The organism is Lactobacillus sp. WILCCON 0059 (assembly GCF_057197985.1).
The window spans coordinates 420,241-445,150 of the sequence record NZ_JBUBHN010000001.1 but is presented as its reverse complement, the minus strand read 5'-3'; the positions used below and the strand labels follow the sequence as shown (position 1 = coordinate 445,150).

Genomic DNA, 24,910 nt, shown 5'->3' with positions numbered 1-24,910 from the left:
CGCAAAGAAAGTACATCATTACTTATGAAAGAAAAACATTTTCTTGAAAAGTAAGTTTTTTCATCTATTTTTAAGCATTTTCTCTTGGAAAAAATTGCTTTTCTTTTGCTCTGGCAAAAAAGAGCTCCTGACTCAGTCAGAAGCTCTTCTTTCGGGTTGGGTGTTCTTTAGAACAATTGCGTTAGCTGGATTCGAACCAGCGCATGACGGTACCAAAAACCGTTGCCTTACCACTTGGCTATAACGCAATCAATGGAGGAAAGTGGATTCGAACCACCGAACTCAGAGAGAGCGGTTTTACAGACCGCCGCGTTTAGCCACTTCGCTATTCCTCCGTCGAAGTACTCTATTATCTTAACGAAAAAACAGGGTAAGTGCAAGCTTTTTTGGTAATTTTTTTGCTTTTTAGCTTAAACTTCCAGGCGCAAGTCCTCTGCTTGGGCAAAACTCAAGCGGTCGATGAAGAGCCAGCGCATGAAGAAGCCCAAAGCGACCGGGTAAACAACGTAGAGCACCGTCAAAAGGATGATGCTCCCCCAGCCTGGCGTCATCTTTGCGTAAGCCGCCAGAGGCCCGATCAAGCCGCTGAAGCCAAAGCCAGCGGAATTAGGCGTCCCCTGCAGGTTGAAGATGGCGGCCAGAAGACCGGACAGACCAGATGAAAGCAGGACCGGAACAAAAAGCTTCGGCTTTTCCAGCATGTTGGCCATCTGGATCTTTGGCGTCCCGATGAAGTGGGCCAAGGTGGTCCCCATCCCATTGACGCTGTAACTCATGATCCCCAGAGTGTAGGCAGCCCCGGTAATGCCCAGGTTGGCGGCTCCGGAAGCAACCCCGGTCAAGCCAATCGCCACCGCGATCCCAACTGAGGAAATTGGCGACACGATCATGGCCGCAAAGGACATCCCGATCAAAACGCCCATCAGGAGCGGCTGCAGCTTGGTGAAGGCCATGACGATCATGCCAATGAAGGTGGTCACGGTCTTAACGTATGGCAGAATTAGGAGACCAACCCCGCCGCCAACGACCAAGACGATGATTGGCAAAAGAATCGTGGTGTAGGAACCCAGTTTGTTGCCAATCAATTTGATCAAGAGGATGGCCAGGGTGATCGTCAAACCGATGTTGATGACGTCACCAGTCCCGGCCACCATAATCAAGCTGTTTTTAAAAGTAACCGCGCCAGAACCGATCATGGCCGCGGCAGCGACAGAACACATCTGGATCATGTTCATCTGGAAGAGGTAGGCAGCGCAGAAGCCAGCCATGGCGGCCAGCAGGCTCTGGGTAAAAGTCGTGATATTGATGACCGTCTGGGCAAAAGTTGGTGCCACGCCCAAGAGGGCCTTCATCAGTTGGCCTAAAAGCGCGGCCGGCACCAGGGCGGCAATAACCCCGAGCCCGATTCCGTTTAAAATATTCAATGTGCCTTGCTTAAGGCAGTTTGTTTCTTTACTTTCCGTCATTCTTATTTTCCTCGACAAATTTCTTGATTCTGCTTACGCCTTCTTTGATTTCGTCCAGTGCTGTCGCGTAGGAGAAGCGGAGCCAGCCCTGCCCGCCCTTGGCAAACCAGGAACCAGCACAGACCCCGACATGGGCCTGGTCAGCCAACTCGTAAACGAATTCCGTGTCCTTTTGGTTAAGACCGGCCGGAATCTTGGCCCAGATGTAGAAGGCACCCTGCGGCTTGATCACTTCAAAGCCGATTTCCGTTAAAGCCTGGTAGAGGTAGTCCCGGCGCTCTTTGAAGGCCGCCTTCATTTCCCGGGCATCCCGGTCCCCGTTTTTAAAAGCTTCCTCAGCCGCGTCCTGCATTGGGGTCGGTTCAGTCGTGGTGATGAACTGGTGAACCTTGGCCAGCTGGTCAGTAATTTCCTGGGGAGCAGCCATGATCCCGATCCGGTAGCCAGTCATGGCCCAGGACTTGGAGACCCCGTTTAAAACGATGGCCTGGCTTCTAAGGGACTTGGCCATTGATGCGTGCTCTTGCTCGTAATTCAGTTCACTGTAGATTTCGTCGCAGAGGACAAAAGTTGGCCGGTCCTTGATCACTGCCGCCAAAGCATCCAGTTCTTCCTGGCTGTACATGACCCCGGTCGGGTTGGTCGGGTAGTTCATAACCAGAATCCGGAGGCGGTCGCCGTATTCGTCAACGGCTGCCTGCAGCTGGTCTGGCGTCAATTTAAAGCCGGTCTTGGAAGTGTCGATCTGGACAACTTCCGCTTTTTCCAAGGCCGCGTCGGCAATATATAAAGGAAAGATTGGGGTTGGCAGGACCATCACGTCGCCTGGGTTGATGATGGCAGACATGACCGTGTAGATGGCTTCTGTTGCCCCGTTGGTGGCAATGATTTCGCTTGGCTCATAGTGCATGTCGTAATGCCGGGCCAGGAAGTCAGCCGCGGCTTTTCTGAGGCCAGGCGTCCCGTTTGAAGGCGCGTAGTGGGAGTGGTTGTCCACGATCCCCTTGATGGCAGCCGTCTTGATATGGTCTGGGGTGTTGAAGTCCGGTTCACCGACCGTGAACTTGACGATGTCCGGGTACTGACTCGTATATTTAGCAAAATTCAGAATAGCTGAAGACTTTACTTCCGCTACCCCCTGCTTAAAGTGCTTAGTTAAATCAACCATGGTGTCCTCCTTGGCTACCGTAAAAATAAAAAAATCGCGGATCAGATGATCCACGATTACCAAAGTCTGCTAATGCGCGTGTTCTTGAAACCGCCGGATCCTGATTCCTGCCGTTTCAAAAAATGCTGAGAAAACTCTTATTATTGAAACTGCAGATGCATGTTCTTGCTTGAAGACTTGCATCCGCAGATGCAAGCTAGTTCCAGTAATAAAAGCTAAAGAATTTCGCGTTCTTGCTGATTAAAGCGTTCATGATTCTTGTCCTCTCTCAACATTTGATGCTTTAACTATATCTTAAAGATAAATTAAAGTCAAGTACGATGTGTTAATTTTCTTCCCAATTTTCAGGATTGGCCAACAGGTCCTGCATGGCCTGCAGGAGGTCGCGGCCAACCGTGATGGTGCCGGGCTTAAGGAAGTAGCTCAAGGAAATTTCTTCTTCCAGCTGGCCCAGCAGCTTTTGCATTTTCTCCACTTCTTCTTCTTTTCCAGCCATCTGCTGCCTCTTTTCTTAAAAAAATCCGCCTACAAAAGTTCTTTTCCATTTTACCAGATTTTTGCCTTGCATTTTTGAGAGCGCAAAAAAGGCCAAGCCTTCCAGCCTGGCCTAACTTATTGCGTTAGCTGGATTCGAACCAGCGCATGACGGTACCAAAAACCGTTGCCTTACCACTTGGCTATAACGCAATCTTACTTGTGAGCTGATCGCTCAACAAATAATATATTACCTAATTTCCCAGCTTTGGTCAACAGTTTTCGGCAACTTTTTTCTAAAAAAACTTTTTCCTTAAACCCGGGCCGGCAGGTCAAGCTGGCTTTCAGCCAAGACCTTGCCCTCCAAGGCACGCAAGAATTCATTGTAGTAATAAGGCTCTTCCAGGTCCAGCTTCTCGCTTAAAGCGTAAACCCGGAAGCGGTAGTCGTGGTCCTTGTCCGGCGGAGTCGGCCCGATATAGCCCGTATGTACTTCTTCTGGATCATTCAAAAAGCGGGAAACGGTACTGTTGTAGCCCTGGGGAGTATCCGTCGTCCGGCTGAAGTCAGCTGGAATTTCGCTGGCTGCTGGCACATCGCTGGCCAGCCAGTGGATCCAGGCAAAGCCACAGACCGGAATGGAATCATAATCGACCAAGGACCAGGCCAGGTACTTGGTCCCTTCCGGCAAGTCCGTCAGGGTAAACGGAAAAGACACTACCGGGTTGCCAGCTTCTTTAACGCTGGCATACTTGGCATATTCGTCGGGCAAATAGCCCTTGTTCAATTTCACTTGAATTTGCATGGTCAAACCTGCTTTCTTTACTCAAGACTTGTTATTATCATCTTCATTTTAACATTTTTTCTGTTAAACTAATTAACAGTGTCTTTTATAGGAGTTTTAGTATGTCACGTTATAAAATTCAAGCTTTTCTCTTTGTCTTCGTGGCCTTCATGCTCGGCTGCAATGAATATATGATCGTCGGTGTTTTGCCGGATATTTCCCGGGAAATAAATGCCTCACTCAGCAGCTTAGGCTACCTGGTTACCGTATTTGCCCTGGTTTATGCCATCGCTACGCCCATAGTTACTTCCCTAACCAAGTATTTCAAGCGCCACCAGCTCCTCTTCTTTTTGATGGGCGTCTTCTTCATCGGCAACACCTGGACGGCATTGTCCCACAGCTATATCAGCCTGCTTTTGTCCAGAATCCTGTCTGCCACTACGGCCGGGGCAATTATTTCCCTGATCCTGGTTATCGCCAATTTCGTGGCGCCCTTGGAAAAAAGAGCCTCGCTTCTGTCCTGGATTTTTGCCGGCTTCTCGATTGCTTCCATCATCGGCCTGCCGATTGGTACCTTCATCTCAACCACTTTTTCCTGGCATGCCAGTTTCTGGATGATCTCAGTTCTGACACTTGTAACCTTCGTCCTTTTACTGGTATTCGTGCCCCGGGATACCCCGCAGAGCCAGTCCAGCAAGGGCAATAAGCAGTTTGCCATCCTGGGCAACCGGCAGATCCAGCTGACCCTCTTGGCCATCGTCCTGGTCTGCGCGGCCCAGTATACCTACTATACTTATATCAGGTCCTTGATCACCGACTACATGCATTTTCCAAAGAGCTGGCTGAACATCTTGCTCTTGCTGCTGGGCTTGGCCTTTATCGCCGGCAACAAGACTGGGGGCTTTCTGGCCGACCATGGCGGAATCAAGCGCCTGCCATTGGTTTTCGGCATCCAGACCGTCCTGCTCTTCCTCTTGGCGCCGCTTTTGCCGCTGTCCTGGCTGGCCTTCCTATGCATCGTCGGCATCTGCTGCCTCAACAGCATGTACGGGTCTTCCACCCAGGTTTATTTCCTGGACCTGGCCGCGGCTGAATATCCAGAGTCAATTGACTTTGCCTCCAGCTTCAACTCGATTTTTGCCAATATCGGCATTTCCCTGGGCTCCTTTACAGCTGCACAAGCGGCAGGCTTGACTGGTATTTCCAGCACCCCCTACTTTGGCGGTGTCTACAGCTTACTCAGCTGCCTTCTGATGATCCTGGTTTGCCGGCAATTAGCTGCTAAGAAGTAAAGAAAAACAGAATAGAGAATAAAATAGAGATAGAAAACAAAAACTCGCCTCACAGCGAGTTTTTTTAGTCGAATAAAGTTTGCCAGTCAGAGTTACGTTGGGCAGCAAAGCACATCTTGACCTGTTCAGTCGAGTTCTTGTTTTCCGCCAGAGGCGGCAGGTCAGCTTCCTTAAACCAAGCTGCCTGGCTGGTTTCGGAGTTGGCTTTGAATTCCCCGCCCAGGGACTGGCAGAGATAATAGATGTCGGTAATTCCGTAAGGGTGGATGGAGCCATGGTGCTTAAAGTGATCTTGAACAGCAATAATTTTGACCGGTTTAACAGTTAAGCCGGACTCTTCCCGGCACTCCTTGACGCAGTTGTCAGCTGGGGACTGGTCGACGTCACACCAGCCGCCGGGCAGGGACCAGTGCCCTTCTTTTTCTTGGACCAGGAGAATCTGGTCATCCTTGAAGATGGCTGCCCTGGTCGCGATCTTCGGAGTCTGATAGCCAATTTCATTGCAAAAGAGCTCCTTGACCTTGTCATAATTGACCTCACTTTTTTCCGCTAGCATTTCCGCGGCAATTTCCCGCAAGCGGCTGTAGCGCTCCGTGTCAAAAACATCCTTGCTGTAGGCCAGGCCGGTCTGCCCGATCGCTTGGATTTCCATGGCCCAGTCAATTAATTTGTCGCCTTTTTTCATCATGCCCTCTTTTCCTTCTGCTGTAATTGTTTCTGCCTTAATTATAGTCAAAGGGAAAAATTTTTGCGCAAAAAAGCAGATCCGGAGATCTGCTTTCTTGACTATCTTTAATCTTGATTATTTGACGTAGGCTTCCTTGAAGTCCCAGTTGCCCCGGTTGTAGACCGCCTTCTTAACACTGGTCCGGACCAGCATGACGCTGGTTGAGTAGTAGAGCGGGCAGATGCCGGCATCGTTTAAGAGGATATCTTCAGCCTTGCTCATGTCGCTCCAGCGCTGGCTAGTAGACGTGGTGGTCTTGGAGTCAGCAATCAGCTTGTCGTATTCGCTGTTTGACCATTGCCCGTCGTTTTGGCTGTTGCCAGTCGTGAACAGGTCCAGGAAGGAGATCGGGTCAGCGAAGTCGGCGATCCAGTCGATCAGCCCCAGCTGGAAGTTGTGGCTGGCCAGGCGGTTCAGCAGGGTCTTAAACGGAACGCTGTTGACTTCCACCTTGACCTGCGGCAGGGTCGCTTCAATGTTGGACTGAATTGATTCAGCCGTCTTCTTGGCACTGTCCGTGTCGCTGGAGATCAAGGTCAGCTTGATCTTGCTCTTGCCCAGTTCAGCCAAGCCCTTGGCCAGGTACTGCTTGGCCAGCTTCTTGTTGCCGTCCTTCGGGTAGAGGCTCTTGGCGCTGCTGGAGATCAAGCTGGTGTAGTCTTTGCCGTTGACCTTGGTCAAGTCCTTGGAAGTCAAGGTGTTGGCCGGCTGGCTGGCCCCGCCGTCGATGGTAGAAACCAGGCCCCCGCGGTCAATTGCCAGTGACAGGGCCTTGCGGATGTTGGCATTCTTAACGTATTCGTTGCCGCTCTTGCCCTGGCCGAATTCCATGTAGTAGGTCCCGCCTTGTGGCAGCAAGGTGAAGGCCTTGTCGCTCTTCAGCTGCTTGATTTGTGAGGAGTCAAGGGAAGTAGCGTCCAGCTTCTTAGCCTGGTAGAGGTTGTAGGAGGTCGTGGTTGACTTCTGCACGCTCCAGTTGATCTGGCTCAGCTTGACCTTGCTCTTGTCCCAGTAGTACTTGTTCTTGACCATCTTCCAAGACAGGTTGGACCCGGTCCAGCCCTTCTGGATGTAAGGACCGTTGTAGACCAGGTACTTGGAAGCTGTCCCGTACTTGGAGCCATACTTCTTGACGGCTTTTTCATTTTGCGGGAAGAAGACCGCGAAGCCCATCAGCTTGTTGAAGTATGGGATCCGCCGTTCCAGGGTCACGACCAGCTTGTACTTGCCAACCGCTTTGATCCCCAGGCTCGTTGCCGGCTTCTTGCCAGCTACGATCTTGTCAGCATTCTTGATGCCTGAGAAAAGGTATGAATATTCTGATTCAGTCTTCGGGTTGACCGTCCGCCGCCAGGAGTAGACAAAGTCCTGGGCCGTCACCGGGTCCCCGTTGGACCACTTGTCGTTCTTTCTCAAGGTGAAGGTGTAAGTTTTACCGTCTTTGGAAACTTTTTCAGAGGTTGCCAGGCCCGGAGTAATTTTTGAGTCCTTGCCCAGGCGGTAGAGGCCTTCAAAGGTGTTGGAGATCTGGGTAAAGGAAACCGAGTCGGTCGCCTTTGACAGGTCCATGGTCGGAATTTCAGCACTAGCTGACCAATTCAGAGTCTTTTTGGCGGATGAACTTGCCTTTGAAGAACCACATGCCGTTAATGCGAGTGCCGCCAGACAGACGCAAGCTGCTTGACCTAAGTTTTTCGGAATTTTCATTGTCTTGTCCCCTGCTTTCACATCTTTATCATCACGGGTCACTTTTTAAGCTTGCATTCATTGTATTTTCATTTTGTAGCATATGCAAGGACTTGTACTTTATTCCGGGAAACTCTTCATTTTGGAAATTTTCTGTCGGGGACTGATTTACTTTATTCAGTTGGTCTAGACTTTTGCTTAATTTTCTTATGTGGATAAGTTGGGGAGAAAAATTGGTCTGCTTATGGGAGAAAAACAAAAAAGCGCCGTTCCCTGCGGAACAACGCTTTTTGAAGGCAAAACGTAATCGTAAGATTAACGCTTTGAGAATTGTGAAGCCTTGCGGGCCTTCTTCAGACCTGGCTTCTTTCTTTCCTTCATTCTTGGGTCACGAGTCAAGAAGCCAGCCTTCTTCAGTGGACCACGGAAGTCTGGGTCTACTTCAAGAAGGGCACGGGCGATACCATGACGGATCGCACCGGCTTGACCTGAGAAACCACCACCGTTAACGTTAACGATAACGTCGTATTGGCCTTCAGTTTCAGTCAAAGTCAAAGGTTGCTTAAGGTCCTTAACCAAGATTGGCAATGGAATGTAGTCAGCAACATCCTTGTTGTTAACAGTGATCTTACCATCGCCTGGTACTAAACGAACGCGAGCTACGGCGTCCTTACGACGACCAGTACCTGCATATGCAGCTTGTTGTGCCATCTAAACTACCTCCTAGATCAAATTGTTAATGTCTAACTTTTCAGGCTTTTGCGCTTCGTGCTTGTGTTCTTCACCAGCATAAACGTGCATCTTCAAGAATTCTTGGTGGCCAAGAGTGTTCTTTGGAAGCATACCCTTAACTGACAATTCAACCAATTTAACAGGGTTCTTGGCAAGCAATTCGCCAGCTGATACAGACTTCAAGCCGCCACGGTATTCTGAGTGGTGGTAGTAGATCTTGTCAGTTGCCTTCTTACCAGTCAGCTTCAACTTAGAAGCGTTAACGATGATGACATTGTCACCAGTGTCAACGTTTGGGGTAAATTGAGGCTTGTTCTTACCTCTAAGGATAGTAGCAACAGCAGTTGAAAGACGACCCAATGAAACATCAGTAGCGTCAATCAAGTACCACTTACGTTCAATTTCACTAGTCTTTGCTAATGGTGTAGTACGCAATGTAAATTCCTCCGTTTAATTCGTAGTTTGAATACAATAAGTTTCCGGGGCCTATCGTGGACAAACATACTCTTATATCATATGTCCTAAATACCAAAATGTCAATTATAAATCAAGGTCGAGCCGATATTTTCTTGGTACTTCCTCGTAAAAGACATGATAGAGGTACAAGCCACTGGCCTGGGCGGTCTGCTGGACCTCCAGCCGGTTCTTGGCCGCGATCACCCGCTTTAAGTCGTGAACCGGCCGGCGACCATTGCCGATCTCCAGCAAGGTGGCCACCAGGATCCGGACCATGTTGTACAAAAAGCCGGTCGCGATAAAGTCCATGATCACTTCGTTGTTTTCTTCATCCAGGGCCACGTTGACATAGTACATGTCCCGGACTTTGTCCTCAATTTGCCCGCCGCTGGCCGCGAAACTGGTAAAATCATGCCGGCCCAGGAGGTCCTTGGCGGCTTCTTGCATCTTATCCACATCCACCGGATATGGATAATGGCCGGTGTAAAAACGCTTGAAGGGGTTCACGAAGCTGTCCAGGCTGACCCGGTAGCGGTACCACTTCCCCTTGACGGAAAAGCGGGAGTGGAAATCTTTATCCACAATTTCACAGTCGGTAAAAACCATATCCATCGGCAGCTGGGAATTTAGGGCCTTGATCATGTTGGCCGCCGGAATTTCCCGGCCTGGATAGTCAAAATGAATTACCTGCCCGACTGAGTGGACTCCGGCATCAGTCCGGCCTGACCCAAAGACCCGGACTTCCTGGCCCTTGGTCATCCGCTTGAGGATCTCCTCTACCGTCCCTTGGATCGTTCTTTGCCCCGGCTGGGACTGGAAACCATGAAAGTCATGGCCGTCATAGGACAATGTCAATTTGTATCTGCTCGTCATCAATGCATCCTTGTCGTGATCATCAAAATTGTCAACAGCAGGCAGTAAACAGCCGGAATTAGGTCCACCTTGCTCCATTCCAGAATCCGGTAGCGGGTCCGGCCATCACTGCCCTTGTAGCCCCGGGATTCCATGGCTGTGGACAAGTCCAGGGCCACTTCCAAAGAATCGATAAAAAGCGGCACCAGCATCGGGACCACTGACTTGGCCCGCTTGACCAGGCCGCCGTCGTTAAAGTCGGCGCCCCGGGACCGCTGGGCATTCATGATCTTGACCGTCTGGTCAAACAAGGTCGGCACGAAGCGCAGGGCGATCGAAATCACCAGACTGATCATGCCCACGTTGACCTTGAAGAGCTTGAGCGGCGTCAGCATCCATTCCATGGCATCCGCGATTTCCAGGGGCTTGGTCGTCACCGTCATCACTGTTGACACCAAAATGATCATGGCAAAACGGATGAAGACGTACAAGCCATTGATCAAGCCTTCGCTGGACAGGGTAAATATCCACCAGTGCCAGTAGACTTTTCCACCGGCCATGAAGAAGGTCTGCAGAAGGGAGGTAAAAACAATCAGCCAGATCATTGGCTTGACCCCGTCCCAAAAGACTCTGGCCTTCAGTCCCGTCGCGAAAACGCAGGCCAGGCCAAAGATGCTGATCACCAGATAGCTGACCCAGTTGTTGGCCAGGAAGATCATGATGATAAAGTAAAAAGTCGTCAGCAACTTGGCCCGCGGGTCTACCCGGTAGACAAAGGTCGTACCCGGCAGGTAGCGGCCGATAATAATCTTACTCATGCTCTCCCCCCTTCAAGCTTTGGCTGATCGCATCCGCTAGTTCCGGCATGGTCAAAGGCTGGCCCGGCAGCTTTAAGCCGGCTGCCTCAAGTTTTGCGGCAAAACGGGCGCTGCGAGGTTCAGCCAGGTGGTGCTTTTGGAGCCATTCACTGTCTTTAAAAACTTCCTTAGGGCTGGCATGCTTGATTAGGCGCCCATGTTCTAAAACCAGGACGTCGTCGGCGTAATCAGCCACGTCATCCATGTTGTGGGTTACCAAAATAACCGTATGACCCGCTGCCTGGTAATCCTTAAACAGCTGCATCATTTCCAGCCGCCCCATTGGATCCAGCCCAGCTGCCGGCTCATCTAAACAGATGATATCCGGCTCGTAGGCCAAAACCCCAGCCAGGGCCACCCGCCGCATCTGCCCGCCAGATAAGTCAAATGGCGAATGATCAATCAAGTCGTCTTTCAGACCCACCTTTTTAAGCCATTTTAAGGCCGCCTCACGGGCCTCATCTTCACTGAAGCCAAAGTTCCTTGGCCCATACTCAACGTCCTTTAGAACCGTGTTTTCGAAGAGTTGAGCCTCAGGGAACTGAAAGGCCAGGCTCACCTTGCGGCGCAGGTCCTTCAAGCCCTTATTGCCAGTCTCGGGGGTAATAGTATAGCCCGCGATTTCGATCTTGCCGCTGGTGGGCTTGAGCAGCGCGTTAAAGTGCTGCATCAAGGTCGACTTGCCGCTGCCCGTGTGGCCGACCAAAGCGATGAACTTCCCCTCTTCCAGGCTGAAATTCAGCTGGTCCAGGCCGATAGCTTCCAGCGGTGAGCCGGGGCTGTAGACGTAACTTACATTTTCGAATTTAATTGCCATAAGCTCTGAACCAACTTTTCCTCATCATCAATTTCATCCGGGAGCTCAATGTCCCGTTCCTTCAACAGCTGCTTGAGCCGGTAGACAAAGGGAATGTCCAGGCCGATCCGCTCCAGCATCTCCACCTTGGAAAAAATTTCCTCCGGCTTGCCCTGGTCCAGCAGCTGGCCATCGTCTAAGACCAAAACCTGGTCAGCCCCTGCTGCTTCTTCCAGGTCGTGGGTGATGGAAATAACCGTCAAGTCATTGTCTTCTTTGATCTTCCGGACCAGGTTCAAGATCTGCTCCTTGCCTTCCGGGTCCAGCATGGAGGTCGATTCATCCAGGATGATGACCTGGGGTTTGACCGCCAGGATGCCGGCGATCGCTACGCGCTGTTTCTGCCCCCCTGAGAGGTTGCTGGGCTCGCTGTCAGCATAATCAGCCATACCGACGTCAGCGACCGCCTGAGCGACGATTTTCAGCATTTCTGGCCGGGGGACAGCCCGGTTTTCCAAGCCAAAAGCGACATCGTCACTGACCGTGGCTCCGACAAACTGATTGTCAGGATTCTGGAAGACGATACCGACCTTTTCTCGAACGTCCCAAACAGTGTCAGCCCCCAGTTTGACCCCGTCAACCATAATGGTGGACTTATCCAAATCATCTGGTGCCAACAGGCCATTGATCAATTTAGAAACCGTCGACTTGCCGCTGCCGTTATGGCCGATCAAAGCCGTCCAGCTTCCCCGCTCAATCGCGAAAGAAAGGTCAGACACCGCTGGCCGCGGGCTGTCCGGGTAAGTAAAAGTCACATGGTCGAAAGAAATAATATTGTCGCTCATCGCGTCACCACCTATTTGCTCATTTCCTTCTATTGTATCAAGTGACGGAAAAAAAGCGAAAAAAAAATCATCCATGAAGAGGGATGATATCGAACCATCTAAGCTAGACTAAGGTTTCCCCATCATCATCGCGCTTATTCTCGCTTTCATGAATAATTTCAAAAAGTATTAAATTTGCAGCTTGAGAATTAAACCAATTCCAAAACTACCATAGGAGCTGCGTCACCCTTACGAGGAACTGCCAGCTTCATGATCCGGGTGTAACCACCGTTACGGTCCTTGTAACGAGGAGCTACGTCGCTGAAGAGCTTTTGAAGTGCTGACTTAACAACTACTTCGTCGCCTTCTTCGTGGATATCAGCGATTTCGTTACGTACAAAAGCAGCAGCCTTTCTTCTTGCAGCCAAGTCACCGCGCTTGCCCAAAGTGATCATCTTTTCAGCAGTGCGACGTACTTCCTTAGCGCGAGCTTCAGTAGTGACGATGCGTTCGTTAATGATCAATTGGGTAGTCATTTCACGGAGCATAGCTTTTCTTTGACTACTGTCCCAACCTAATTTACGGTATGACATTAATGTGCCTCCTTTATTACAGACTAGTCTTCTTGACGAAGTGAAAGACCCAGGTCTGCCAATTTATTCTTAACTTCTTCCAATGATTTACGTCCCAGGTTGCGTACCCGCATCATTTCTGCTTCTGACTTAACAGTCAAGTCTTGCAGGGTGTTGATGCCAGCCCGCTTCAAGCAGTTGTATGAACGAACTGAAAGGTCCAGGTCCTCGATAGTCATTTCGAGCTTCTTTTCCTTTTGGTCGTTCTCCTGTTCTACCATAACTTCGCCGATTTCGGCAGCAGCGTCAGCTGATTCGAAGGCCTTGAAGTGTTCTACCAGAACACGAGCGGCAAAGTTGAGGGCGTCATTCGGAGCGATTGAACCATTTGTCCAAATTTCCAGGGTAAGCTTGTCAAAGTCTTCTCTCTTACCAACCCGGGTTGATTCAACTTGGTAGTTGACCTTTTCGATTGGTGAGAAAAGTGAGTCAACTGGAATGTCGCCGATAGACATTTCAGCAGTCTTGTTTTCGCTGGCTGGTACGTAGCCCCGGCCGTTGCAGACATCAATCCACATGTGCAGGTGGCCACCTTGAGCGATGGTACAAATGTATTGGTCAGGATTCAAGACTTCAACATCAGCATCAGCCTTTAAATCTTCAGCAGTTACCGTAGCTGGACCTTCAACGTCGAGTTCGATCGTCTTTACTTCTTCAGTGTAGGCTCTGAGTTCAAGCTTCTTCAGGTTCAAGATGATCTTGGTTACGTCTTCTTTAACACCGGGAACAGTAGTGAATTCGTGCAAGACACCATCGATCTTCACCTTCACCAAACCGGTCCCTGGAACAGAAGTCAGCAAAACCCGACGCAGTGAATTACCTAAGGTAGTACCAAACCCACGCTCCAGCGGTTCAACGACAAACTTACCGTAACTGTCTTCTTGATCCACGACGGTAATATTTGGTTTTTTAAATTCAATCATTACTGGGCCCCTTTCAAAACGCACGTCTCAAAGTAAGATTTTATTAAACACGACGACGCTTTGGTGGTCTAGAACCGTTGTGAGGTACTGGAGTAACGTCACGGATTGAAGTGATTTCCAGACCAGCAGCTTGCAGAGCACGGATTGCTGATTCACGACCAGAACCTGGGCCCTTAACTGATACTTCGATGTGGTTCATACCTTGGTCAATTGCGCTCTTAGCAGCAGCTTCAGCAGCCATTTGCGCAGCAAATGGAGTAGACTTACGGCTACCCTTGAAACCCAAAGCACCAGCTGAAGACCAGGCAACGGCGTTACCTTGAACGTCAGTAATCATAACTAAAGTGTTGTTAAACGTTGAGTGAATGTGAGCCACGCCACTTTCAACGTGCTTCTTCACACGACGCTTACGAGCAGTTTTCTTTGCAGGCATCAATAAACCTCCTTATATTATTTTTTGGATTAACGGCTTCTCTTAGCACCCTTGCGAGTACGTGCGTTGTTCTTGGTGTTTTGACCACGAACTGGAAGACCGCGACGGTGACGGATACCACGGTATGAACCGATATCAACAAGACGCTTAATGTTCATGCTTACTTCACGACGCAAGTCACCTTCAACACGGTACTTGTCGACTTCTGCACGAAGCTTTTCTTGTTGTTCTGGGGTCAAGTCCTTTGAACGAACGTCTTCAGATACACCGGCTGCTGCACAGATTTCTTGTGCAGTGTGTTCACCGATACCGTAAATGTAAGTCAAAGCGATAACAACTCTTTTATCTCTTGGTAAGTCAACACCAGCGATACGTGCCATAGAATGCACCTCCTACTTTCTAAAATTAACCTTGACGTTGCTTGTGCTTTGGATTTGCAGGGCAAATAACCATAACACGACCATGTCTCTTAATGACCTTGCAATGTTCGCACATTGGCTTAACAGATGGTCTAACCTTCATGTTTGCCTCCGTTTTTATTTAATAAACCGATACGTAATTCTACCTTTAGTCAAGTCGTATGGAGACAGCTCCACAGTAACCCGGTCGCCAGGCAGGATCCGAATGTAGTGCATTCTGATCTTGCCGGAAACGTGGGCCAAAATAGTGGCACCGTTTTCCAATTCGACTTTAAACATAGCATTAGGTAAGGTATCAACTACCTTACCTTCTACTTCAATGACATCATCTTTTGCCAAAGTTGCCCCTCCGCAATCAAAACAGTCATACTTCGAAATTATAACACGTTCGAAAAAATTTGCAAATTCTTTCGGCTAATCCTTGCTCAAGATAGCGTCAATATCTGCAAAAACTTTTTCAGGTGCTTGTTCGCCGTTTACAGTAGCGAGCAAGCCCTTCTTGTCATAGTACTCCTTCAATGGAGCGTTCATCTTTTCGTTAACTTCCAGCCGGTTCTTGACAACTTCAGGCTTGTCGTCTTCACGTTGATAGAACTCGTGGCCGCCGCAGCGGTCGCAAGTCCCTTCGACCTTAGGCTTCTTTGAGAACTTGTTGTAAGTTGCGCCGCAATTCTTGCACATGAACCGTGCAGATAAACGATCGATTAAAGTCTCTTCCTTGACATCGATTGCGATGACGTTGGTCAGCTGCTTGTTCAAGCGGGTAGTGATTTCGTCGAGCAATTCTGCCTGGTTGGTCGTTCTCGGGAAACCGTCAAGAATGAAGCCATTCTTAACGTCGTCTTGACCGAGACGTTCTTCAACCAACTTAGCAGTTACTTCGTCTGGAACCAAATCGCCCTTGTCGATGTAAGACTTGGCTTCCAAGCCTACTGGAGTCTTGTTAGCCATAGCTTCTCTAAACATATCACCGGTTGAAATGTGAGCCAAGTGATACTTGTCAACGATTTGTTCAGATGCAGTACCCTTGCCTGCGCCTGGCAGACCAAGAAGAATCAAATTAATCATGTTTTTTTCACCTATCTAATAAATCCGGCATATTCACGCTTCATCAACAAACCGTTGATTTGCCGTGACAATTCCAGAACAACCCCGATAACGATCAATAAACTGGTCCCACCCAAGCCAATTGAACTTGGCAGGTCCCAGATGTTGGTTGCAAGCTGTGGAAGCAAAGCAACCAAACCCAGATATACGGACCCGACCGTTGAAAGCTTCAGCAACATTGAACTCATATATTTCTCAGTGTCCTTACCTGGCCACACGCTAGGAATATATGCACCCTGCTTTTGTAAGTTTTCCGCCAGCTTCTCAGGATTTACCTGAACGAAGGCATAGAAGAAAGTAAATAGAATGATCAAAAGGGTGTAGATAATTGCCCCAGGAGTCGTCTGCAAGCTAAAGATATTCGATAAGACCTGATACCAAGTCGTGTCGCCGTACTTGCCTTGGAAAGCCATCAAAATCGTGGCTGGCGTAACGATGAACGAACTGGCGAAGATAACTGGAATAACGCCGGAGACGTTAACCTTTAATGGTAGAAAACTTTCTGATCCACTGGTCGTCGCTCTTCTCGTATATTGGATAGGAATACGACGATCAGCTTGTTCAACCCAGGTAACGAATTTCGTTACCAATAAAATTGCGACAATAAGCGCAACGAAGAACGCAACCCCTTGCCAGCGATCACTTGCACTGTTGTTGATCACCTGATCTTGGAAGACTTGGTAAAGTCCGCCTGGCAGGCGGGCAATGATCCCAGCAAAGATAATTACTGAAACCCCATTGCCTAAACCCTTGTCGGTAATTTCATCACCCAGCCAAGTTAACAGGAAGGTACCGGCTGTCATGATCATACCGATTTCGAAGTAGGTTTGCCAAGTTTGAGTCTTAACCAGACCGAAGGAAGACAAGGCGTTAAAACCTAATGTAATCCCCACACTCTGGACAAAAGCAACAAACAGCGTTAAATACCGGGTAACCTGATTGGTTTTGCGCCGGCCAACTTCCCCTTGCTTGCCCCATTCGACAAGCGTTGGTACGATGTCCATCTGCAACAGTTGGATAACGATTTGCGCGGTGATGTATGGCGATACCCCCAAAGAAAAGATGGAGTAGTTGTCCAAGCCACCACCGGAAACCGTATCTAACACGGAAACAAGTCCCGTATTAGCAACAGTCGTCAGAGCCTTCGCATTTATCCCCGGAACTGTAATATTTGCACCGAGTCGGTAAATTACAAGGATAAACAAAGTATAGAAAAGCTTATTTCTAATTTCCTTATCCTTGAAGGCGTTCTTCAAGGTTGAAAACATTAGATCACCTCTACAGTGCCACCAGCTGCTTCGATCGCGCTCTTAGCAGCTTCTGAAACCTTGTTAACCTTTACAGTCAACTTAACGTTCAATTCGCCGTTGCCAAGTACCTTGACACCTGACAATTGCTTCTTAACCAAGCCCTTAGCCTTCAAAGCTTCGAAGTCAACTACGCTGCCTTCTTCGAACTTGTTCAAATCTGCAAGGTTAACGATTGCGTATTCCTTACGGTTGATGTTCTTGAAACCACGCTTAGGCATAGTTCTGAACAATGGCATTTGACCACCTTCAAAACCTAAGCGGGTGTTACCGCCGGAACGTGCGTGTTGACCCTTTTGACCACGACCTGAAGTCTTACCGAAGCCACTTGAAGTACCACGGCCGACACGCTTTCTAGCGTGGCGTGAACCTTCGGATGGGTGTAATTCATTAAGTTTCATTAAATTGGACCCTCCTTGATTTATTTGTTAACTTCTTCAACAGAAATTAAGTGAGCGATTTTCATCAGCGCGCCACGAGTTGCAGCGTTGTCTGGTTGGACAACAGTACTGTTGATCTTGCCTAAGCCGAGAGCTTTAACAACTTTTCTTTGTTCAGGCAGACGGTGGGCAACACTTCTAATTAAAGTAATCTTTAAATCTGTCATCTATAATCTCCCTAATCTTGCAAGCTCTTAGCTGATTCACGAAGCTTCAGAACGTCTTCGCGAGTCTTCAACTTTTGCAGACCATCGATAGTGGCCCGGATAACGTTGATTGGAGTGTTTGAACCCAAAGACTTGGAAGTAACGTCGCCGATACCAGCCATGTCCATAACGATACGTACGGCACCACCAGCTGCAATACCAGAACCGGCTTCAGCTGGCTTAAGCAGAACGTTACCTGAGCCGTAGTGGCCAAGTACTTCGTGAGGAATAGTAGTACCAACAGTTGGAACTGAGATCATGTTCTTCTTGCCGGCTTCGACTGCTTTGCGGATAGCTTCTGGAACTTCAGTTGCCTTACCAGTACCAAAGCCAACGTGACCCTTCTTGTCACCAACGACAACTAAGGCAGCAAATCTTTGACGGCGACCACCCTTAACAACCTTGGTAATCCGGTTGATAGCGACCAGTTGATCTTCGATGTCGTCCTTGTTTCTACGATTTCTTGAATCGTTGCGGTTTGCCATGTGTTAATCTCCTTTCCTAGAATTCTAAGCCGTTTTCACGAGCTGCGTCAGCCAAAGCTTCTACACGACCGTGGTAGATGTAACCACCTCTGTCGAAGACAACTTCAGTGATGCCCTTGGCCTTACCAGCTTCAGCAATGGCCTTGCCAACTGCTTGAGCTTGTTCTACCTTGGTAGCATCCTTTGAAACGGACTTGTCTAAACTTGAGGCACTTGCAAGCGTGACACCCGCTACGTCATCAATCAATTGAGCGTAGATGTTAGTGTTTGAACGGAAAACACTCAAGCGTGGGCGCTCAGCAGTACCAGAAATCTTACCGCGAACACGTCTGTGGCGCTTTAAGCGCAACTTGTTTTTATCTGGTTTTGAAATCACAATTTCACCTCAAAATTATTTTCTATTACTTACCAGTCTTACCTTCCTTGCGGCGAACAACTTCGTCAGCGTAACGGATACCCTTGCCCTTGTAAGGTTCAGGTGAACGTACGGCGCGAATTTCCGCAGCAAATTGGCCGACTACTTGCTTTGAGATACCTTCAACAGTAACGTCAGTTGCTGATGAGGTGGTCACAGTAACGCCTTCTGGGGCCTTCATTTCAACTGGGTGTGAGTAGCCAACGTTCAGAGTCAAGACGTTGTTCTTGGCAACTGCACGGTAACCAACACCGATCAGCTTCAATTCCTTCTTGTAGCCAGTTACGACACCTTCGATCATGTTAGCCAGGTTGGCTCTCATAGTGCCGTGGATAGCCTTGTCATTTTCGTTTGAACGAGTGAAGCGGATTTCACCGTTTTCTTGTTCGAACTTGATGCGTGGGTCGAATTCTCTAGTCAATTCACCCTTTGGGCCCTTAACAGTAATTTCATTACCATTCTTGGTAACAGTGACACTTTCAGGGACTTTAATTACCTTTAAACCAATACGGCTCATTAATTGTTCTCCTTCCTGTCAGAATTACCAAACGTAAGCGATAACTTCGCCGCCGACGTTCTTTTCTCTAGCTTCCTTGTCGGTAAGGATACCAGCTGAAGTTGAAACAATAGCGATACCTAAGCCATTCAAAACCTTTGGCAGGTTGTCAGCTGAAACGTAGTTTCTCAAGCCTGGCTTGGAGATACGCTTCAAACCGGAGATAACACGTTCACCGTTTGGACCGTACTTCAAGGTAACCTTGATTACGCCTTGCTTACCGTCTTCAGTTACTTCGTAGTCACGGATGAAACCTTCTTGCTTCAAGATTTCTGCAAGTGACTTCTTAATGTTTGATGCAGGAATTTCTACTGAATCGTGCTTAGCCATGTTGGCGTTTCTGATTCTAGTCAAAAAGTCTGCGATTGGGTCAGTCAATACCATCTATGCTATCCTCCTTACCGATTTACCAGCTGGCCTTCTTAAGACCAGGAATTTGACCTTTGTGTCCCAATTCCTTCAGGCAAATGCGGCACAAACCAAACTTGCGGTAAACAGAGTGTGGACGCCCACAACGTTCGCAGCGAGTGTATTCACGTGAAGAAAACTTTGCAGGACGGTGATTTCTTACCTTTTGTGATGTCTTAGCCATGTATGTCCTCCAAATTACTTAGCAAATGGCATGCCAAATTGAGTCAAAAGTTCACGAGCTTCTTCATCAGTTTGAGCAGTAGTTACGATAACGATATCCAAACCTCTAGTGCGGTTAACCTTATCGAAGTCGATTTCTGGGAAGATCAATTGTTCCTTAACACCCAGAGTGTAGTTGCCCCGGCCGTCAAATGAACGAGTTGAAACACCACGGAAGTCACGAACACGTGGAAGAGATACGTTGATCAGCTTGCTCAGGAAGTCGTACATTCTGTCACCTCTAAGGGTAACCTTAGCACCGATAGACATACCTTCACGCAAACGGAAGTTGGCGATTGACTTCTTGGCCTTGGTAATCATTGGCTTTTGGCCAGAGATCAGAGTCAATTCTTCAACAGCTTCGTCCAGGTTCTTAGCGTTGGCAACGGCGTCACCAACACCCATGTTCAAAACGATCTTGTCGATCTTTGGTACTTGCATGCTTGAAGTGTAGTTAAACTTCTTAGTCAATGCAGGAACGATTTCTTCGTTGTACTTAGTTGCAAAACTATTAGCCATTAGTGTCCTCCTTCCCTAATTAATCTTTGTTGCTTTCAGCTTTAGCAATAACCTTAACGTTAGAAGCGTGGATTGAGCCTTCAGTTTCAACCACACCGCCGTTGGCATTAGCAGCTGAAGCCTTGGTAGCCTTCTTGATCATGTTAACGCCCTTAACAACAACGCGGTTCTTCTTAACGTTTACAGAAAGGACAGTGCCTTCCTTGCCTTTTTCTGAGCCGGCAATAACTTTTACCTTGTCACCAGTTTTAACGAACATTCGCGCAACTCTCCTTTTACAATACTTCAGGGGCAAGTGAAACGATCTTCATGAAGTCCCCTTCACGGAGTTCACGTGCAACTGGCCCGAAAATACGAGTACCACGAGGGCTCTTGTCAGCGTTGATAATAACAGCTGCGTTTTCGTCAAACTTGATGTATGAACCGTCTTCACGACGAGCGCCTGACTTGGTTCTTACGATAACAGCCTTAACGACGTCACCCTTCTTTACAACACCACCTGGCGTTGCTTGTTTAACAGCTGCGACAACGATGTCACCGATGTTACCGGTCTTGCGCTTTGACCCGCCCATAACGCGGATAACAAGCAATTCACGTGCACCGGAGTTGTCAGCTACCTTCAAACGAGTTTCAGTTTGAATCACTATTAAATCCTCCCTTAGCTAATCCGTAAATTAAACAGATTTCTTAACAATGTCAACTAAACGGAAACGCTTAGTACGTGATAATGGACGGGTTTCCATGATACGAACGATGTCGCCTACCTTGGCTTCGTTATTTTCATCCATAGCGTAGTACTTCTTTGAGTAACGAGTACGCTTGCTGTAAACTGGGTGGTTCTTGTAAGTATCAACTACAACAACGATAGTCTTGTCCATCTTGTCGGAAACGACACGGCCTTGGTAAACGTGGCGGCGGTTTCTTTCGATTGATTCGCTCAAGTTAGTATCTCCCTTCCACTAGTTTTGTTCTAATTCTTTTTCGCTCAAGATAGTCTTGATCCGAGCGATGTTCTTACGGACTTGGCTCAAGCGAGCGGTGTTTTCTAATTGACCGGTAGCTTGTTGGAAACGCAAGTTGAACAATTCTTCCTTGTATTGCTTTTCCTTTGCCAACAATTCATCAGTTGATAATGATCTGATTTCCTTAGTCTTCATTAGTTGCGCCACCTGCTTCCTGGTCTTCTCTCTTCACGAACTTGCACTTAATTGGAAGCTTGCTTGCTGCGAGGCGCATTGCTTCACGAGCAGTTTCTTCTGAAACGCCACCAATTTCGAACATGATCTTTTCTCTCTTAACTACAGCTACCCAACCTGCTGGTGCACCCTTACCGGAACCCATACGTACACCAACACCCTTAGCAGTGTAGGACTTTTGAGGGAAGATTCTGATCCAAACCTTACCACCACGCTTCATGTAACGAGTCATCGCAACACGGGCAGCTTCGATTTGACGGTTGGTAATCCAGTGGGATTCAAGTGCTTCAAGACCGTATTCACCAAATGCTACAGTCTTGCCACCCTTGGCAGCACCACGCATCTTACCACGGAATTCACGACGGTGTTTTACACGCTTTGGTACTAAAGGCATTACTTCTTACCTCCCTTTGAACGCTTTGCAGGTTGATTCTTGCGACCTGGCAAAATTTCGCCACGGTTGATCCAAACCTTAACACCGATTTCGCCGTAGGTAGTAAATGCGTTTACCCATGCGTAGTCGATGTCAGCTCTTAAAGTATGAAGTGGAACACTGCCTTCAGTGTGCCATTCACGGCGAGCCATGTCAGCACCGTTCAAACGGCCTGCAGTTTGTACCTTGATTCCCTTGGCGCCGGCACGCATTGAACGTTGTGCAGCTTGACGGCTGGCACGACGGAAAGCGATACGAGCTTCAAGTTGACGAGCGATGCCGTCAGCAACAAGCTTGGCGTCAAGATCAGGCTTCTTGATTTCAACAATGTTAATGTGAACTTGCTTGTTAGTCAAAGCGTTGATTTCCTTGTTCAAGGCTTCAACTTCAGCGCCGCCCTTACCGATAACCATACCTGGACGAGCAGTGTGGATAGCGATGTTTACACGGTTAGCAGCACGTTCGATTTCAACAGTGGATACGGAGGCATCCTTCAACTTTTCATCGAGGAACTTTCTGATCCGAAGGTCTTCGTTTAAAGTTTCCTTGTAGCCTCTAGCAGCGTACCATTTAGCTTCCCAGTCGCGGTTAACACCAAGACGGAAACCAATTGGGTTAATCTTTGAACCCATTCAAATACCTCCCTTAATCGTTCAATTCTGAAACAACAACAACTACGTGGCTGGTTCTCTTCATGATTGGAGAAGCTGAACCCTTGGCACGTGGACGGAATCTCTTCAAAGTAGCACCTTCGTTTACGTATGCTTCTGATACGTAAAGGTTTGCACTTTCAAGATCGTAGTTGTGTTCTGCGTTGGCAACTGCTGAACGCAAAACCTTTTCAACGATTGGGGAAGCAGCTTTTGGCGTAAACTGTAAAATCGCCAATGCTTCAGCAACGCTCTTACCCCGGATCAAGTCTACAACGAGACGAGCTTTTCTTGGGGCGATACGAACAGTTCTTGCTTCAGCTCTAGCTGAACTAATTTGTTCTGCCATTTAATTGTTTCTCCTTCCTTATTACTTGGATGCCTTGTCGTCAGCCTTGTGGCCGCGGAAGGTTCTAGTAGGTACGAATTCGCCCAGCTTGTGACCAACCATGTCTTCAGTTACGAAAACTGGAACGTGCTTTCTACCGTCGTAAACAGCGATAGTCAACCCTACGAAAGAAGGGAAAATAGTTGAACGACGTGACCAAGTCTTGATAACTTGCTTCTTTTCTGCAGCTTGTTGTTCGTCAACCTTCTTCAAAAGGTGGGCGTCTGCAAAAGGACCCTTTTTAATACTACGGCTCATTTAATTACCCCCTTCTCTTACTTACGACCCTTACGGTGACGGATGATTAACTTTTCACTAGCCTTCTTGCTGTCTCTAGTCTTAACACCACGTGACTTCTTGCCCCATGGAGTCATTGGCTGTGGACGGCCGACAGGTGCCTTACCTTCACCACCACCATGTGGGTGATCGTTAGGGTTCATTACGGAACCACGGGATTGTGGACGCTTGCCCATCCAGCGTGAACGACCAGCCTTACCGATGTTGATCAGGGAGTGTTGTTCGTTGCCGACAGCACCAACAGTAGCACGGCATTCTGAAAGGATTTCACGAACTTCGCCAGATTGCAGACGAACTTGAGTGTACTTGCCGTCAACACCCAAAACTTGAGCTGAAGTACCAGCACTACGTGCGATTTGGCCACCCTTGCCTGGCTTCAGTTCGATGTTGTGAACTTCAGTACCAGTTGGGATGTTCTTCAGTGGCAATGCGTTACCAACCTTGATGTCGGCATCTGCGCCTGATTCTACCCATGAACCTACAGTCAAGCCCTTAGGAGCCAAGATGTAAGCCTTAGTACCATCAGTGTAGTGCAGCAAGGCGATGTTTGCTGAACGGTTTGGATCGTATTCGATTGCGACAACCTTAGCCTTAACGTTGTCCTTAGTACGCTTGAAATCGATGATACGGTATTGTTGCTTGTGACCGCCGCCACGGTGTCTTACAGTAATGTGACCGTATGAGTTACGACCTGCAGTCTTTGACTTAGAAGCAAGCAAAGTCTTTTCAGGCTTTGACTTAGTGATTTCTGCAAAGTCAGAAGAAGTCATATTACGACGACCGTTTGATGTTGGCTTGTAAACTTTAATAGCCAATTGACTGACCTCCTAATTACTTGATTTATTCGTTGTTTTCGTCTTTGAAAATCTTGATGTCGTTTGAATCTTCAGTTAAAGCAACGATAGCCTTTCTGCGACGGGCAGTCTTGCCAGTGTAGCGGCCAACGCGCTTTTCCTTGCCGCGAACGTTCATGATGTTCACGCTCTTAACCTTAACATCGAAGATTTCTTCAATAGCGTCGCGAACTTGAAGCTTGGTAGCAGTTAAGGCCACGTCGAAAGTGTACTTCTTGCTGTCCATCAAGTCGGCTGACTTTTCAGTGATAACAGGTCTTAAGATAATGTCGCGTGCGTCCATTAAGCCAATACCTCCTCAATCTTCTTAACGTCGTCTTGAGTCAAAACGAGCTTGTCGTAGTTAACAGCGTCTTCAACGTTCAAGCCGTTAACTGGAACAACCTTAACCTTTGGCAGGTTCTTAGCTGAAAGTTGTACGTTCTTGTCGTCTGAAACAACCAGAACCTTGCCTTCAAGCTTCAAGCCGTTCAAGATTGCAACGAAGTCCTTAGTCTTAGGAGCGTCCAGAGTCAGCTTGTCCAGAACTACCAAGTTTTGGTCAAGGAGCTTTTGTGACAAGACAGACTTGATAGCCAGACGGCGTTGCTTTCTTGGCATGCTGTAAGCGTAGGAACGTGGAGTAGGCCCAAAGACAACACCACCGCCGCGCCATTGTGGAGCACGGATTGAACCTTGACGAGCACGACCAGTACCCTTTTGTCTCCAAGGCTTCTTACCACCACCGCGAACGGCAGATCTGTTCTTCACCTTAGAGGTACCCTGACGCTTGCCAGCTCTTTGTCTGATGATTGCATCAAAGACAACAGCTTCGTTTGGTTCAACGCTAAATACGTTGTCGTTTAAAGTTACTTCACCAGCGTTGTTGCCGTTTTGATCCATAAGTTTGAAATTAGCCATTTGAGT

At 48.3% G+C, this 24,910-nt stretch carries 40 protein-coding genes and 3 tRNA genes; 1 reads left to right on the top strand and 42 read right to left on the bottom strand.

Annotated features, from left to right (window positions below; translation table 11 throughout):
• Positions 1-176 precede the first annotated feature (176 nt).
• From ACYVUT_RS02200 to ACYVUT_RS02170, 7 genes are all read right to left on the bottom strand, one after another.
• Positions 177-248: transfer RNA gene (locus ACYVUT_RS02200), tRNA-Gln, on the bottom strand.
• 5 nt (positions 249-253) lie between these two features.
• Positions 254-335, bottom strand: a tRNA-Tyr gene (locus tag ACYVUT_RS02195).
• Positions 336-410: 75 nt separating this feature from the next.
• Positions 411-1,466 (bottom strand): PTS sugar transporter subunit IIC, encoded by a 1,056-nt coding sequence (locus ACYVUT_RS02190; protein ID WP_484499809.1) that lies wholly within the window; start codon positions 1,464-1,466, stop codon positions 411-413.
• Positions 1,453-2,634, bottom strand: a complete 1,182-nt coding sequence (locus tag ACYVUT_RS02185) for an aminotransferase class I/II-fold pyridoxal phosphate-dependent enzyme (RefSeq protein WP_484499808.1) — start codon at positions 2,632-2,634, stop codon at positions 1,453-1,455. Before ACYVUT_RS02185 ends, ACYVUT_RS02190 begins: the two co-directional genes overlap by 14 nt.
• A 325-nt stretch (positions 2,635-2,959) precedes the next feature.
• Entirely contained in the window at positions 2,960-3,130 is a 171-nt protein-coding gene (locus ACYVUT_RS02180; RefSeq protein WP_439775501.1) for a hypothetical protein, read from the bottom strand.
• A gap of 119 nt (positions 3,131-3,249) precedes the next feature.
• Positions 3,250-3,321 (bottom strand) — tRNA-Gln (locus ACYVUT_RS02175).
• Positions 3,322-3,421: 100 nt separating this feature from the next.
• Entirely contained in the window at positions 3,422-3,913 is a 492-nt protein-coding gene (locus tag ACYVUT_RS02170) for a YbhB/YbcL family Raf kinase inhibitor-like protein (RefSeq protein WP_439775500.1), read from the bottom strand.
• Positions 3,914-4,014: 101 nt separating this feature from the next.
• Here ACYVUT_RS02170 and ACYVUT_RS02165 point away from each other — a divergent pair, with 101 nt between their 5' ends.
• Positions 4,015-5,184, top strand: coding sequence for an MFS transporter (locus ACYVUT_RS02165; protein ID WP_439775499.1), 1,170 nt, complete (start codon positions 4,015-4,017; stop codon positions 5,182-5,184).
• 64 nt (positions 5,185-5,248) lie between these two features.
• Here ACYVUT_RS02165 and ACYVUT_RS02160 read toward each other — a convergent pair whose 3' ends face one another.
• The 35 genes from ACYVUT_RS02160 to rplD form a co-directional block, all read right to left on the bottom strand.
• Positions 5,249-5,872, bottom strand: a complete 624-nt coding sequence (locus ACYVUT_RS02160) for an NUDIX hydrolase N-terminal domain-containing protein (protein WP_439775498.1) — start codon at positions 5,870-5,872, stop codon at positions 5,249-5,251.
• 114 nt (positions 5,873-5,986) lie between these two features.
• Entirely contained in the window at positions 5,987-7,618 is a 1,632-nt protein-coding gene (locus ACYVUT_RS02155; protein WP_484499807.1) for a peptide ABC transporter substrate-binding protein, read from the bottom strand.
• Positions 7,619-7,912: 294 nt separating this feature from the next.
• A complete protein-coding gene (gene rpsI / locus ACYVUT_RS02150; RefSeq protein WP_154546862.1) occupies positions 7,913-8,308 on the bottom strand; it encodes a 30S ribosomal protein S9 in 396 nt (131 codons plus the stop codon).
• 12 nt (positions 8,309-8,320) lie between these two features.
• A complete protein-coding gene (gene rplM / locus ACYVUT_RS02145; RefSeq protein ID WP_003613334.1) occupies positions 8,321-8,764 on the bottom strand; it encodes a 50S ribosomal protein L13 in 444 nt (147 codons plus the stop codon).
• A gap of 105 nt (positions 8,765-8,869) precedes the next feature.
• Complete coding sequence (gene truA, locus ACYVUT_RS02140) at positions 8,870-9,658, bottom strand: tRNA pseudouridine(38-40) synthase TruA (protein WP_439776242.1); 789 nt, start codon at positions 9,656-9,658, stop codon at positions 8,870-8,872.
• Positions 9,658-10,455 carry an energy-coupling factor transporter transmembrane component T family protein gene (locus ACYVUT_RS02135; protein WP_484499806.1) on the bottom strand — a complete coding sequence of 266 codons (798 nt, stop codon included), beginning with the start codon at positions 10,453-10,455 and terminating at the stop codon, positions 9,658-9,660. The genes truA and ACYVUT_RS02135 overlap by 1 nt, the downstream gene beginning before the upstream one ends.
• Positions 10,448-11,311, bottom strand: coding sequence for an energy-coupling factor transporter ATPase (locus ACYVUT_RS02130; RefSeq protein WP_484499805.1), 864 nt, complete (start codon positions 11,309-11,311; stop codon positions 10,448-10,450). Before ACYVUT_RS02130 ends, ACYVUT_RS02135 begins: the two co-directional genes overlap by 8 nt.
• The gene (locus ACYVUT_RS02125; RefSeq protein WP_484499803.1) at positions 11,287-12,135 is read right to left on the bottom strand and encodes an energy-coupling factor ABC transporter ATP-binding protein; all 849 of its coding nucleotides are present in this window, start codon (positions 12,133-12,135) and stop codon (positions 11,287-11,289) included. The genes ACYVUT_RS02130 and ACYVUT_RS02125 overlap by 25 nt, the downstream gene beginning before the upstream one ends.
• 188 nt (positions 12,136-12,323) lie before the next feature.
• The gene (gene rplQ, locus ACYVUT_RS02120; RefSeq protein ID WP_002878136.1) at positions 12,324-12,707 is read right to left on the bottom strand and encodes a 50S ribosomal protein L17; all 384 of its coding nucleotides are present in this window, start codon (positions 12,705-12,707) and stop codon (positions 12,324-12,326) included.
• A gap of 23 nt (positions 12,708-12,730) precedes the next feature.
• Positions 12,731-13,669, bottom strand: coding sequence for a DNA-directed RNA polymerase subunit alpha (locus ACYVUT_RS02115; protein ID WP_270447288.1), 939 nt, complete (start codon positions 13,667-13,669; stop codon positions 12,731-12,733).
• A gap of 43 nt (positions 13,670-13,712) precedes the next feature.
• Positions 13,713-14,102 (bottom strand): 30S ribosomal protein S11, encoded by a 390-nt coding sequence (gene rpsK, locus ACYVUT_RS02110; RefSeq protein ID WP_201330222.1) that lies wholly within the window; start codon positions 14,100-14,102, stop codon positions 13,713-13,715.
• Between the two features lie 29 nt (positions 14,103-14,131).
• Positions 14,132-14,482: a 30S ribosomal protein S13 gene (gene rpsM / locus ACYVUT_RS02105; RefSeq protein ID WP_003613363.1), complete on the bottom strand. Its 351-nt coding sequence runs from the start codon at positions 14,480-14,482 to the stop codon at positions 14,132-14,134.
• A gap of 25 nt (positions 14,483-14,507) precedes the next feature.
• Positions 14,508-14,624 (bottom strand): 50S ribosomal protein L36, encoded by a 117-nt coding sequence (rpmJ, locus tag ACYVUT_RS02100; protein ID WP_002878160.1) that lies wholly within the window; start codon positions 14,622-14,624, stop codon positions 14,508-14,510.
• Positions 14,625-14,638: 14 nt separating this feature from the next.
• Positions 14,639-14,860 carry a translation initiation factor IF-1 gene (gene infA, locus ACYVUT_RS02095; RefSeq protein WP_002878178.1) on the bottom strand — a complete coding sequence of 74 codons (222 nt, stop codon included), beginning with the start codon at positions 14,858-14,860 and terminating at the stop codon, positions 14,639-14,641.
• Positions 14,861-14,935: 75 nt separating this feature from the next.
• A complete protein-coding gene (locus ACYVUT_RS02090) occupies positions 14,936-15,589 on the bottom strand; it encodes an adenylate kinase (RefSeq protein ID WP_002878179.1) in 654 nt (217 codons plus the stop codon).
• An 11-nt stretch (positions 15,590-15,600) separates the two neighbouring features.
• The gene (secY, locus tag ACYVUT_RS02085; protein WP_003620853.1) at positions 15,601-16,896 is read right to left on the bottom strand and encodes a preprotein translocase subunit SecY; all 1,296 of its coding nucleotides are present in this window, start codon (positions 16,894-16,896) and stop codon (positions 15,601-15,603) included.
• On the bottom strand, positions 16,896-17,336 hold the full coding sequence (gene rplO, locus ACYVUT_RS02080) for a 50S ribosomal protein L15 (RefSeq protein ID WP_296227863.1): 441 nt from the start codon (positions 17,334-17,336) through the stop codon (positions 16,896-16,898). The genes secY and rplO overlap by 1 nt, the downstream gene beginning before the upstream one ends.
• Positions 17,337-17,356: 20 nt before the next feature.
• Entirely contained in the window at positions 17,357-17,542 is a 186-nt protein-coding gene (gene rpmD / locus ACYVUT_RS02075; RefSeq protein WP_002878183.1) for a 50S ribosomal protein L30, read from the bottom strand.
• An 11-nt stretch (positions 17,543-17,553) separates the two neighbouring features.
• Positions 17,554-18,066 carry a 30S ribosomal protein S5 gene (gene rpsE, locus ACYVUT_RS02070; RefSeq protein ID WP_270447286.1) on the bottom strand — a complete coding sequence of 171 codons (513 nt, stop codon included), beginning with the start codon at positions 18,064-18,066 and terminating at the stop codon, positions 17,554-17,556.
• A gap of 16 nt (positions 18,067-18,082) precedes the next feature.
• Positions 18,083-18,442 carry a 50S ribosomal protein L18 gene (rplR, locus tag ACYVUT_RS02065; RefSeq protein ID WP_270447284.1) on the bottom strand — a complete coding sequence of 120 codons (360 nt, stop codon included), beginning with the start codon at positions 18,440-18,442 and terminating at the stop codon, positions 18,083-18,085.
• 25 nt (positions 18,443-18,467) lie between these two features.
• On the bottom strand, positions 18,468-18,998 hold the full coding sequence (rplF, locus tag ACYVUT_RS02060; protein WP_484499263.1) for a 50S ribosomal protein L6: 531 nt from the start codon (positions 18,996-18,998) through the stop codon (positions 18,468-18,470).
• A gap of 24 nt (positions 18,999-19,022) precedes the next feature.
• The gene (rpsH, locus tag ACYVUT_RS02055; RefSeq protein WP_270447282.1) at positions 19,023-19,421 is read right to left on the bottom strand and encodes a 30S ribosomal protein S8; all 399 of its coding nucleotides are present in this window, start codon (positions 19,419-19,421) and stop codon (positions 19,023-19,025) included.
• Positions 19,422-19,443: 22 nt separating this feature from the next.
• A complete protein-coding gene (locus ACYVUT_RS02050) occupies positions 19,444-19,629 on the bottom strand; it encodes a type Z 30S ribosomal protein S14 (protein ID WP_002878192.1) in 186 nt (61 codons plus the stop codon).
• Between the two features lie 14 nt (positions 19,630-19,643).
• The gene (gene rplE / locus ACYVUT_RS02045) at positions 19,644-20,186 is read right to left on the bottom strand and encodes a 50S ribosomal protein L5 (RefSeq protein ID WP_003620844.1); all 543 of its coding nucleotides are present in this window, start codon (positions 20,184-20,186) and stop codon (positions 19,644-19,646) included.
• Between the two features lie 19 nt (positions 20,187-20,205).
• Complete coding sequence (gene rplX, locus ACYVUT_RS02040; RefSeq protein ID WP_050889557.1) at positions 20,206-20,445, bottom strand: 50S ribosomal protein L24; 240 nt, start codon at positions 20,443-20,445, stop codon at positions 20,206-20,208.
• A 16-nt stretch (positions 20,446-20,461) separates the two neighbouring features.
• Positions 20,462-20,830: a 50S ribosomal protein L14 gene (gene rplN, locus ACYVUT_RS02035; RefSeq protein ID WP_002878195.1), complete on the bottom strand. Its 369-nt coding sequence runs from the start codon at positions 20,828-20,830 to the stop codon at positions 20,462-20,464.
• A gap of 30 nt (positions 20,831-20,860) precedes the next feature.
• On the bottom strand, positions 20,861-21,127 hold the full coding sequence (gene rpsQ, locus ACYVUT_RS02030) for a 30S ribosomal protein S17 (RefSeq protein ID WP_002878196.1): 267 nt from the start codon (positions 21,125-21,127) through the stop codon (positions 20,861-20,863).
• An 18-nt stretch (positions 21,128-21,145) separates the two neighbouring features.
• Positions 21,146-21,343 (bottom strand): 50S ribosomal protein L29, encoded by a 198-nt coding sequence (rpmC, locus tag ACYVUT_RS02025; protein ID WP_002878201.1) that lies wholly within the window; start codon positions 21,341-21,343, stop codon positions 21,146-21,148.
• Positions 21,333-21,776 carry a 50S ribosomal protein L16 gene (gene rplP, locus ACYVUT_RS02020; protein WP_002878205.1) on the bottom strand — a complete coding sequence of 148 codons (444 nt, stop codon included), beginning with the start codon at positions 21,774-21,776 and terminating at the stop codon, positions 21,333-21,335. The genes rpmC and rplP overlap by 11 nt, the downstream gene beginning before the upstream one ends.
• Positions 21,776-22,447 (bottom strand): 30S ribosomal protein S3, encoded by a 672-nt coding sequence (rpsC, locus tag ACYVUT_RS02015; RefSeq protein ID WP_260264692.1) that lies wholly within the window; start codon positions 22,445-22,447, stop codon positions 21,776-21,778. The genes rplP and rpsC overlap by 1 nt, the downstream gene beginning before the upstream one ends.
• Positions 22,448-22,460: 13 nt before the next feature.
• Positions 22,461-22,814, bottom strand: a complete 354-nt coding sequence (gene rplV, locus ACYVUT_RS02010; RefSeq protein WP_201330233.1) for a 50S ribosomal protein L22 — start codon at positions 22,812-22,814, stop codon at positions 22,461-22,463.
• A 21-nt stretch (positions 22,815-22,835) separates the two neighbouring features.
• Positions 22,836-23,111, bottom strand: coding sequence for a 30S ribosomal protein S19 (rpsS, locus tag ACYVUT_RS02005; protein ID WP_003620834.1), 276 nt, complete (start codon positions 23,109-23,111; stop codon positions 22,836-22,838).
• A 17-nt stretch (positions 23,112-23,128) separates the two neighbouring features.
• On the bottom strand, positions 23,129-23,965 hold the full coding sequence (gene rplB, locus ACYVUT_RS02000) for a 50S ribosomal protein L2 (protein ID WP_484499264.1): 837 nt from the start codon (positions 23,963-23,965) through the stop codon (positions 23,129-23,131).
• A gap of 25 nt (positions 23,966-23,990) precedes the next feature.
• Entirely contained in the window at positions 23,991-24,287 is a 297-nt protein-coding gene (gene rplW / locus ACYVUT_RS01995; RefSeq protein ID WP_002878211.1) for a 50S ribosomal protein L23, read from the bottom strand.
• Entirely contained in the window at positions 24,287-24,904 is a 618-nt protein-coding gene (gene rplD / locus ACYVUT_RS01990) for a 50S ribosomal protein L4 (protein WP_002878213.1), read from the bottom strand. Before rplD ends, rplW begins: the two co-directional genes overlap by 1 nt.
• Positions 24,905-24,910: the final 6 nt, after the last annotated feature.

Excerpts from the sequence above, each read along its gene's own strand:
- rplP (WP_002878205.1), bottom strand. The coding sequence starts at position 21,776 with ATGCCTTTAGTACCAAAGCGTGTAAAACACCGTCGTGAATTCCGTGGT.
- rpsS (WP_003620834.1), bottom strand. The coding sequence starts at position 23,111 with ATGAGCCGTAGTATTAAAAAGGGTCCTTTTGCAGACGCCCACCTTTTG.
- rpmD (WP_002878183.1), bottom strand. The coding sequence starts at position 17,542 with ATGACAGATTTAAAGATTACTTTAATTAGAAGTGTTGCCCACCGTCTG.
- rpmC (WP_002878201.1), bottom strand. The coding sequence starts at position 21,343 with ATGAAGACTAAGGAAATCAGATCATTATCAACTGATGAATTGTTGGCA.
- secY (WP_003620853.1), bottom strand. The coding sequence starts at position 16,896 with ATGTTTTCAACCTTGAAGAACGCCTTCAAGGATAAGGAAATTAGAAAT.
- rpsK (WP_201330222.1), bottom strand. The coding sequence starts at position 14,102 with ATGCCTGCAAAGAAAACTGCTCGTAAGCGTCGTGTGAAGAAGCACGTT.
- rplQ (WP_002878136.1), bottom strand. The coding sequence starts at position 12,707 with ATGTCATACCGTAAATTAGGTTGGGACAGTAGTCAAAGAAAAGCTATG.
- rplE (WP_003620844.1), bottom strand. The coding sequence starts at position 20,186 with ATGGCTAATAGTTTTGCAACTAAGTACAACGAAGAAATCGTTCCTGCA.
- rpsH (WP_270447282.1), bottom strand. The coding sequence starts at position 19,421 with ATGGTATTGACTGACCCAATCGCAGACTTTTTGACTAGAATCAGAAAC.
- rpsI (WP_154546862.1), bottom strand. The coding sequence starts at position 8,308 with ATGGCACAACAAGCTGCATATGCAGGTACTGGTCGTCGTAAGGACGCC.
- rpsC (WP_260264692.1), bottom strand. The coding sequence starts at position 22,447 with ATGGGTTCAAAGATTAACCCAATTGGTTTCCGTCTTGGTGTTAACCGC.
- rplF (WP_484499263.1), bottom strand. The coding sequence starts at position 18,998 with ATGAGCCGTATTGGTTTAAAGGTAATTAAAGTCCCTGAAAGTGTCACT.
- truA (WP_439776242.1), bottom strand. The coding sequence starts at position 9,658 with ATGACGAGCAGATACAAATTGACATTGTCCTATGACGGCCATGACTTT.
- ACYVUT_RS02125 (WP_484499803.1), bottom strand. The coding sequence starts at position 12,135 with ATGAGCGACAATATTATTTCTTTCGACCATGTGACTTTTACTTACCCG.
- ACYVUT_RS02135 (WP_484499806.1), bottom strand. The coding sequence starts at position 10,455 with ATGAGTAAGATTATTATCGGCCGCTACCTGCCGGGTACGACCTTTGTC.
- ACYVUT_RS02130 (WP_484499805.1), bottom strand. The coding sequence starts at position 11,311 with ATGGCAATTAAATTCGAAAATGTAAGTTACGTCTACAGCCCCGGCTCA.
- ACYVUT_RS02165 (WP_439775499.1), top strand. The coding sequence starts at position 4,015 with ATGTCACGTTATAAAATTCAAGCTTTTCTCTTTGTCTTCGTGGCCTTC.
- rpmJ (WP_002878160.1), bottom strand. The coding sequence starts at position 14,624 with ATGAAGGTTAGACCATCTGTTAAGCCAATGTGCGAACATTGCAAGGTC.
- rplW (WP_002878211.1), bottom strand. The coding sequence starts at position 24,287 with ATGGACGCACGCGACATTATCTTAAGACCTGTTATCACTGAAAAGTCA.
- ACYVUT_RS02170 (WP_439775500.1), bottom strand. The coding sequence starts at position 3,913 with ATGCAAATTCAAGTGAAATTGAACAAGGGCTATTTGCCCGACGAATAT.
- rplV (WP_201330233.1), bottom strand. The coding sequence starts at position 22,814 with ATGGCAGAACAAATTAGTTCAGCTAGAGCTGAAGCAAGAACTGTTCGT.
- rplD (WP_002878213.1), bottom strand. The coding sequence starts at position 24,904 with ATGGCTAATTTCAAACTTATGGATCAAAACGGCAACAACGCTGGTGAA.
- ACYVUT_RS02115 (WP_270447288.1), bottom strand. The coding sequence starts at position 13,669 with ATGATTGAATTTAAAAAACCAAATATTACCGTCGTGGATCAAGAAGAC.
- ACYVUT_RS02185 (WP_484499808.1), bottom strand. The coding sequence starts at position 2,634 with ATGGTTGATTTAACTAAGCACTTTAAGCAGGGGGTAGCGGAAGTAAAG.
- ACYVUT_RS02090 (WP_002878179.1), bottom strand. The coding sequence starts at position 15,589 with ATGATTAATTTGATTCTTCTTGGTCTGCCAGGCGCAGGCAAGGGTACT.
- ACYVUT_RS02050 (WP_002878192.1), bottom strand. The coding sequence starts at position 19,629 with ATGGCTAAGACATCACAAAAGGTAAGAAATCACCGTCCTGCAAAGTTT.
- ACYVUT_RS02155 (WP_484499807.1), bottom strand. The coding sequence starts at position 7,618 with ATGAAAATTCCGAAAAACTTAGGTCAAGCAGCTTGCGTCTGTCTGGCG.
- rplX (WP_050889557.1), bottom strand. The coding sequence starts at position 20,445 with ATGTTCGTTAAAACTGGTGACAAGGTAAAAGTTATTGCCGGCTCAGAA.
- ACYVUT_RS02190 (WP_484499809.1), bottom strand. The coding sequence starts at position 1,466 with ATGACGGAAAGTAAAGAAACAAACTGCCTTAAGCAAGGCACATTGAAT.
- rpsM (WP_003613363.1), bottom strand. The coding sequence starts at position 14,482 with ATGGCACGTATCGCTGGTGTTGACTTACCAAGAGATAAAAGAGTTGTT.
- ACYVUT_RS02180 (WP_439775501.1), bottom strand. The coding sequence starts at position 3,130 with ATGGCTGGAAAAGAAGAAGAAGTGGAGAAAATGCAAAAGCTGCTGGGC.
- rplO (WP_296227863.1), bottom strand. The coding sequence starts at position 17,336 with ATGAAACTTAATGAATTACACCCATCCGAAGGTTCACGCCACGCTAGA.
- ACYVUT_RS02160 (WP_439775498.1), bottom strand. The coding sequence starts at position 5,872 with ATGATGAAAAAAGGCGACAAATTAATTGACTGGGCCATGGAAATCCAA.
- rpsE (WP_270447286.1), bottom strand. The coding sequence starts at position 18,066 with ATGGCAAACCGCAACGATTCAAGAAATCGTAGAAACAAGGACGACATC.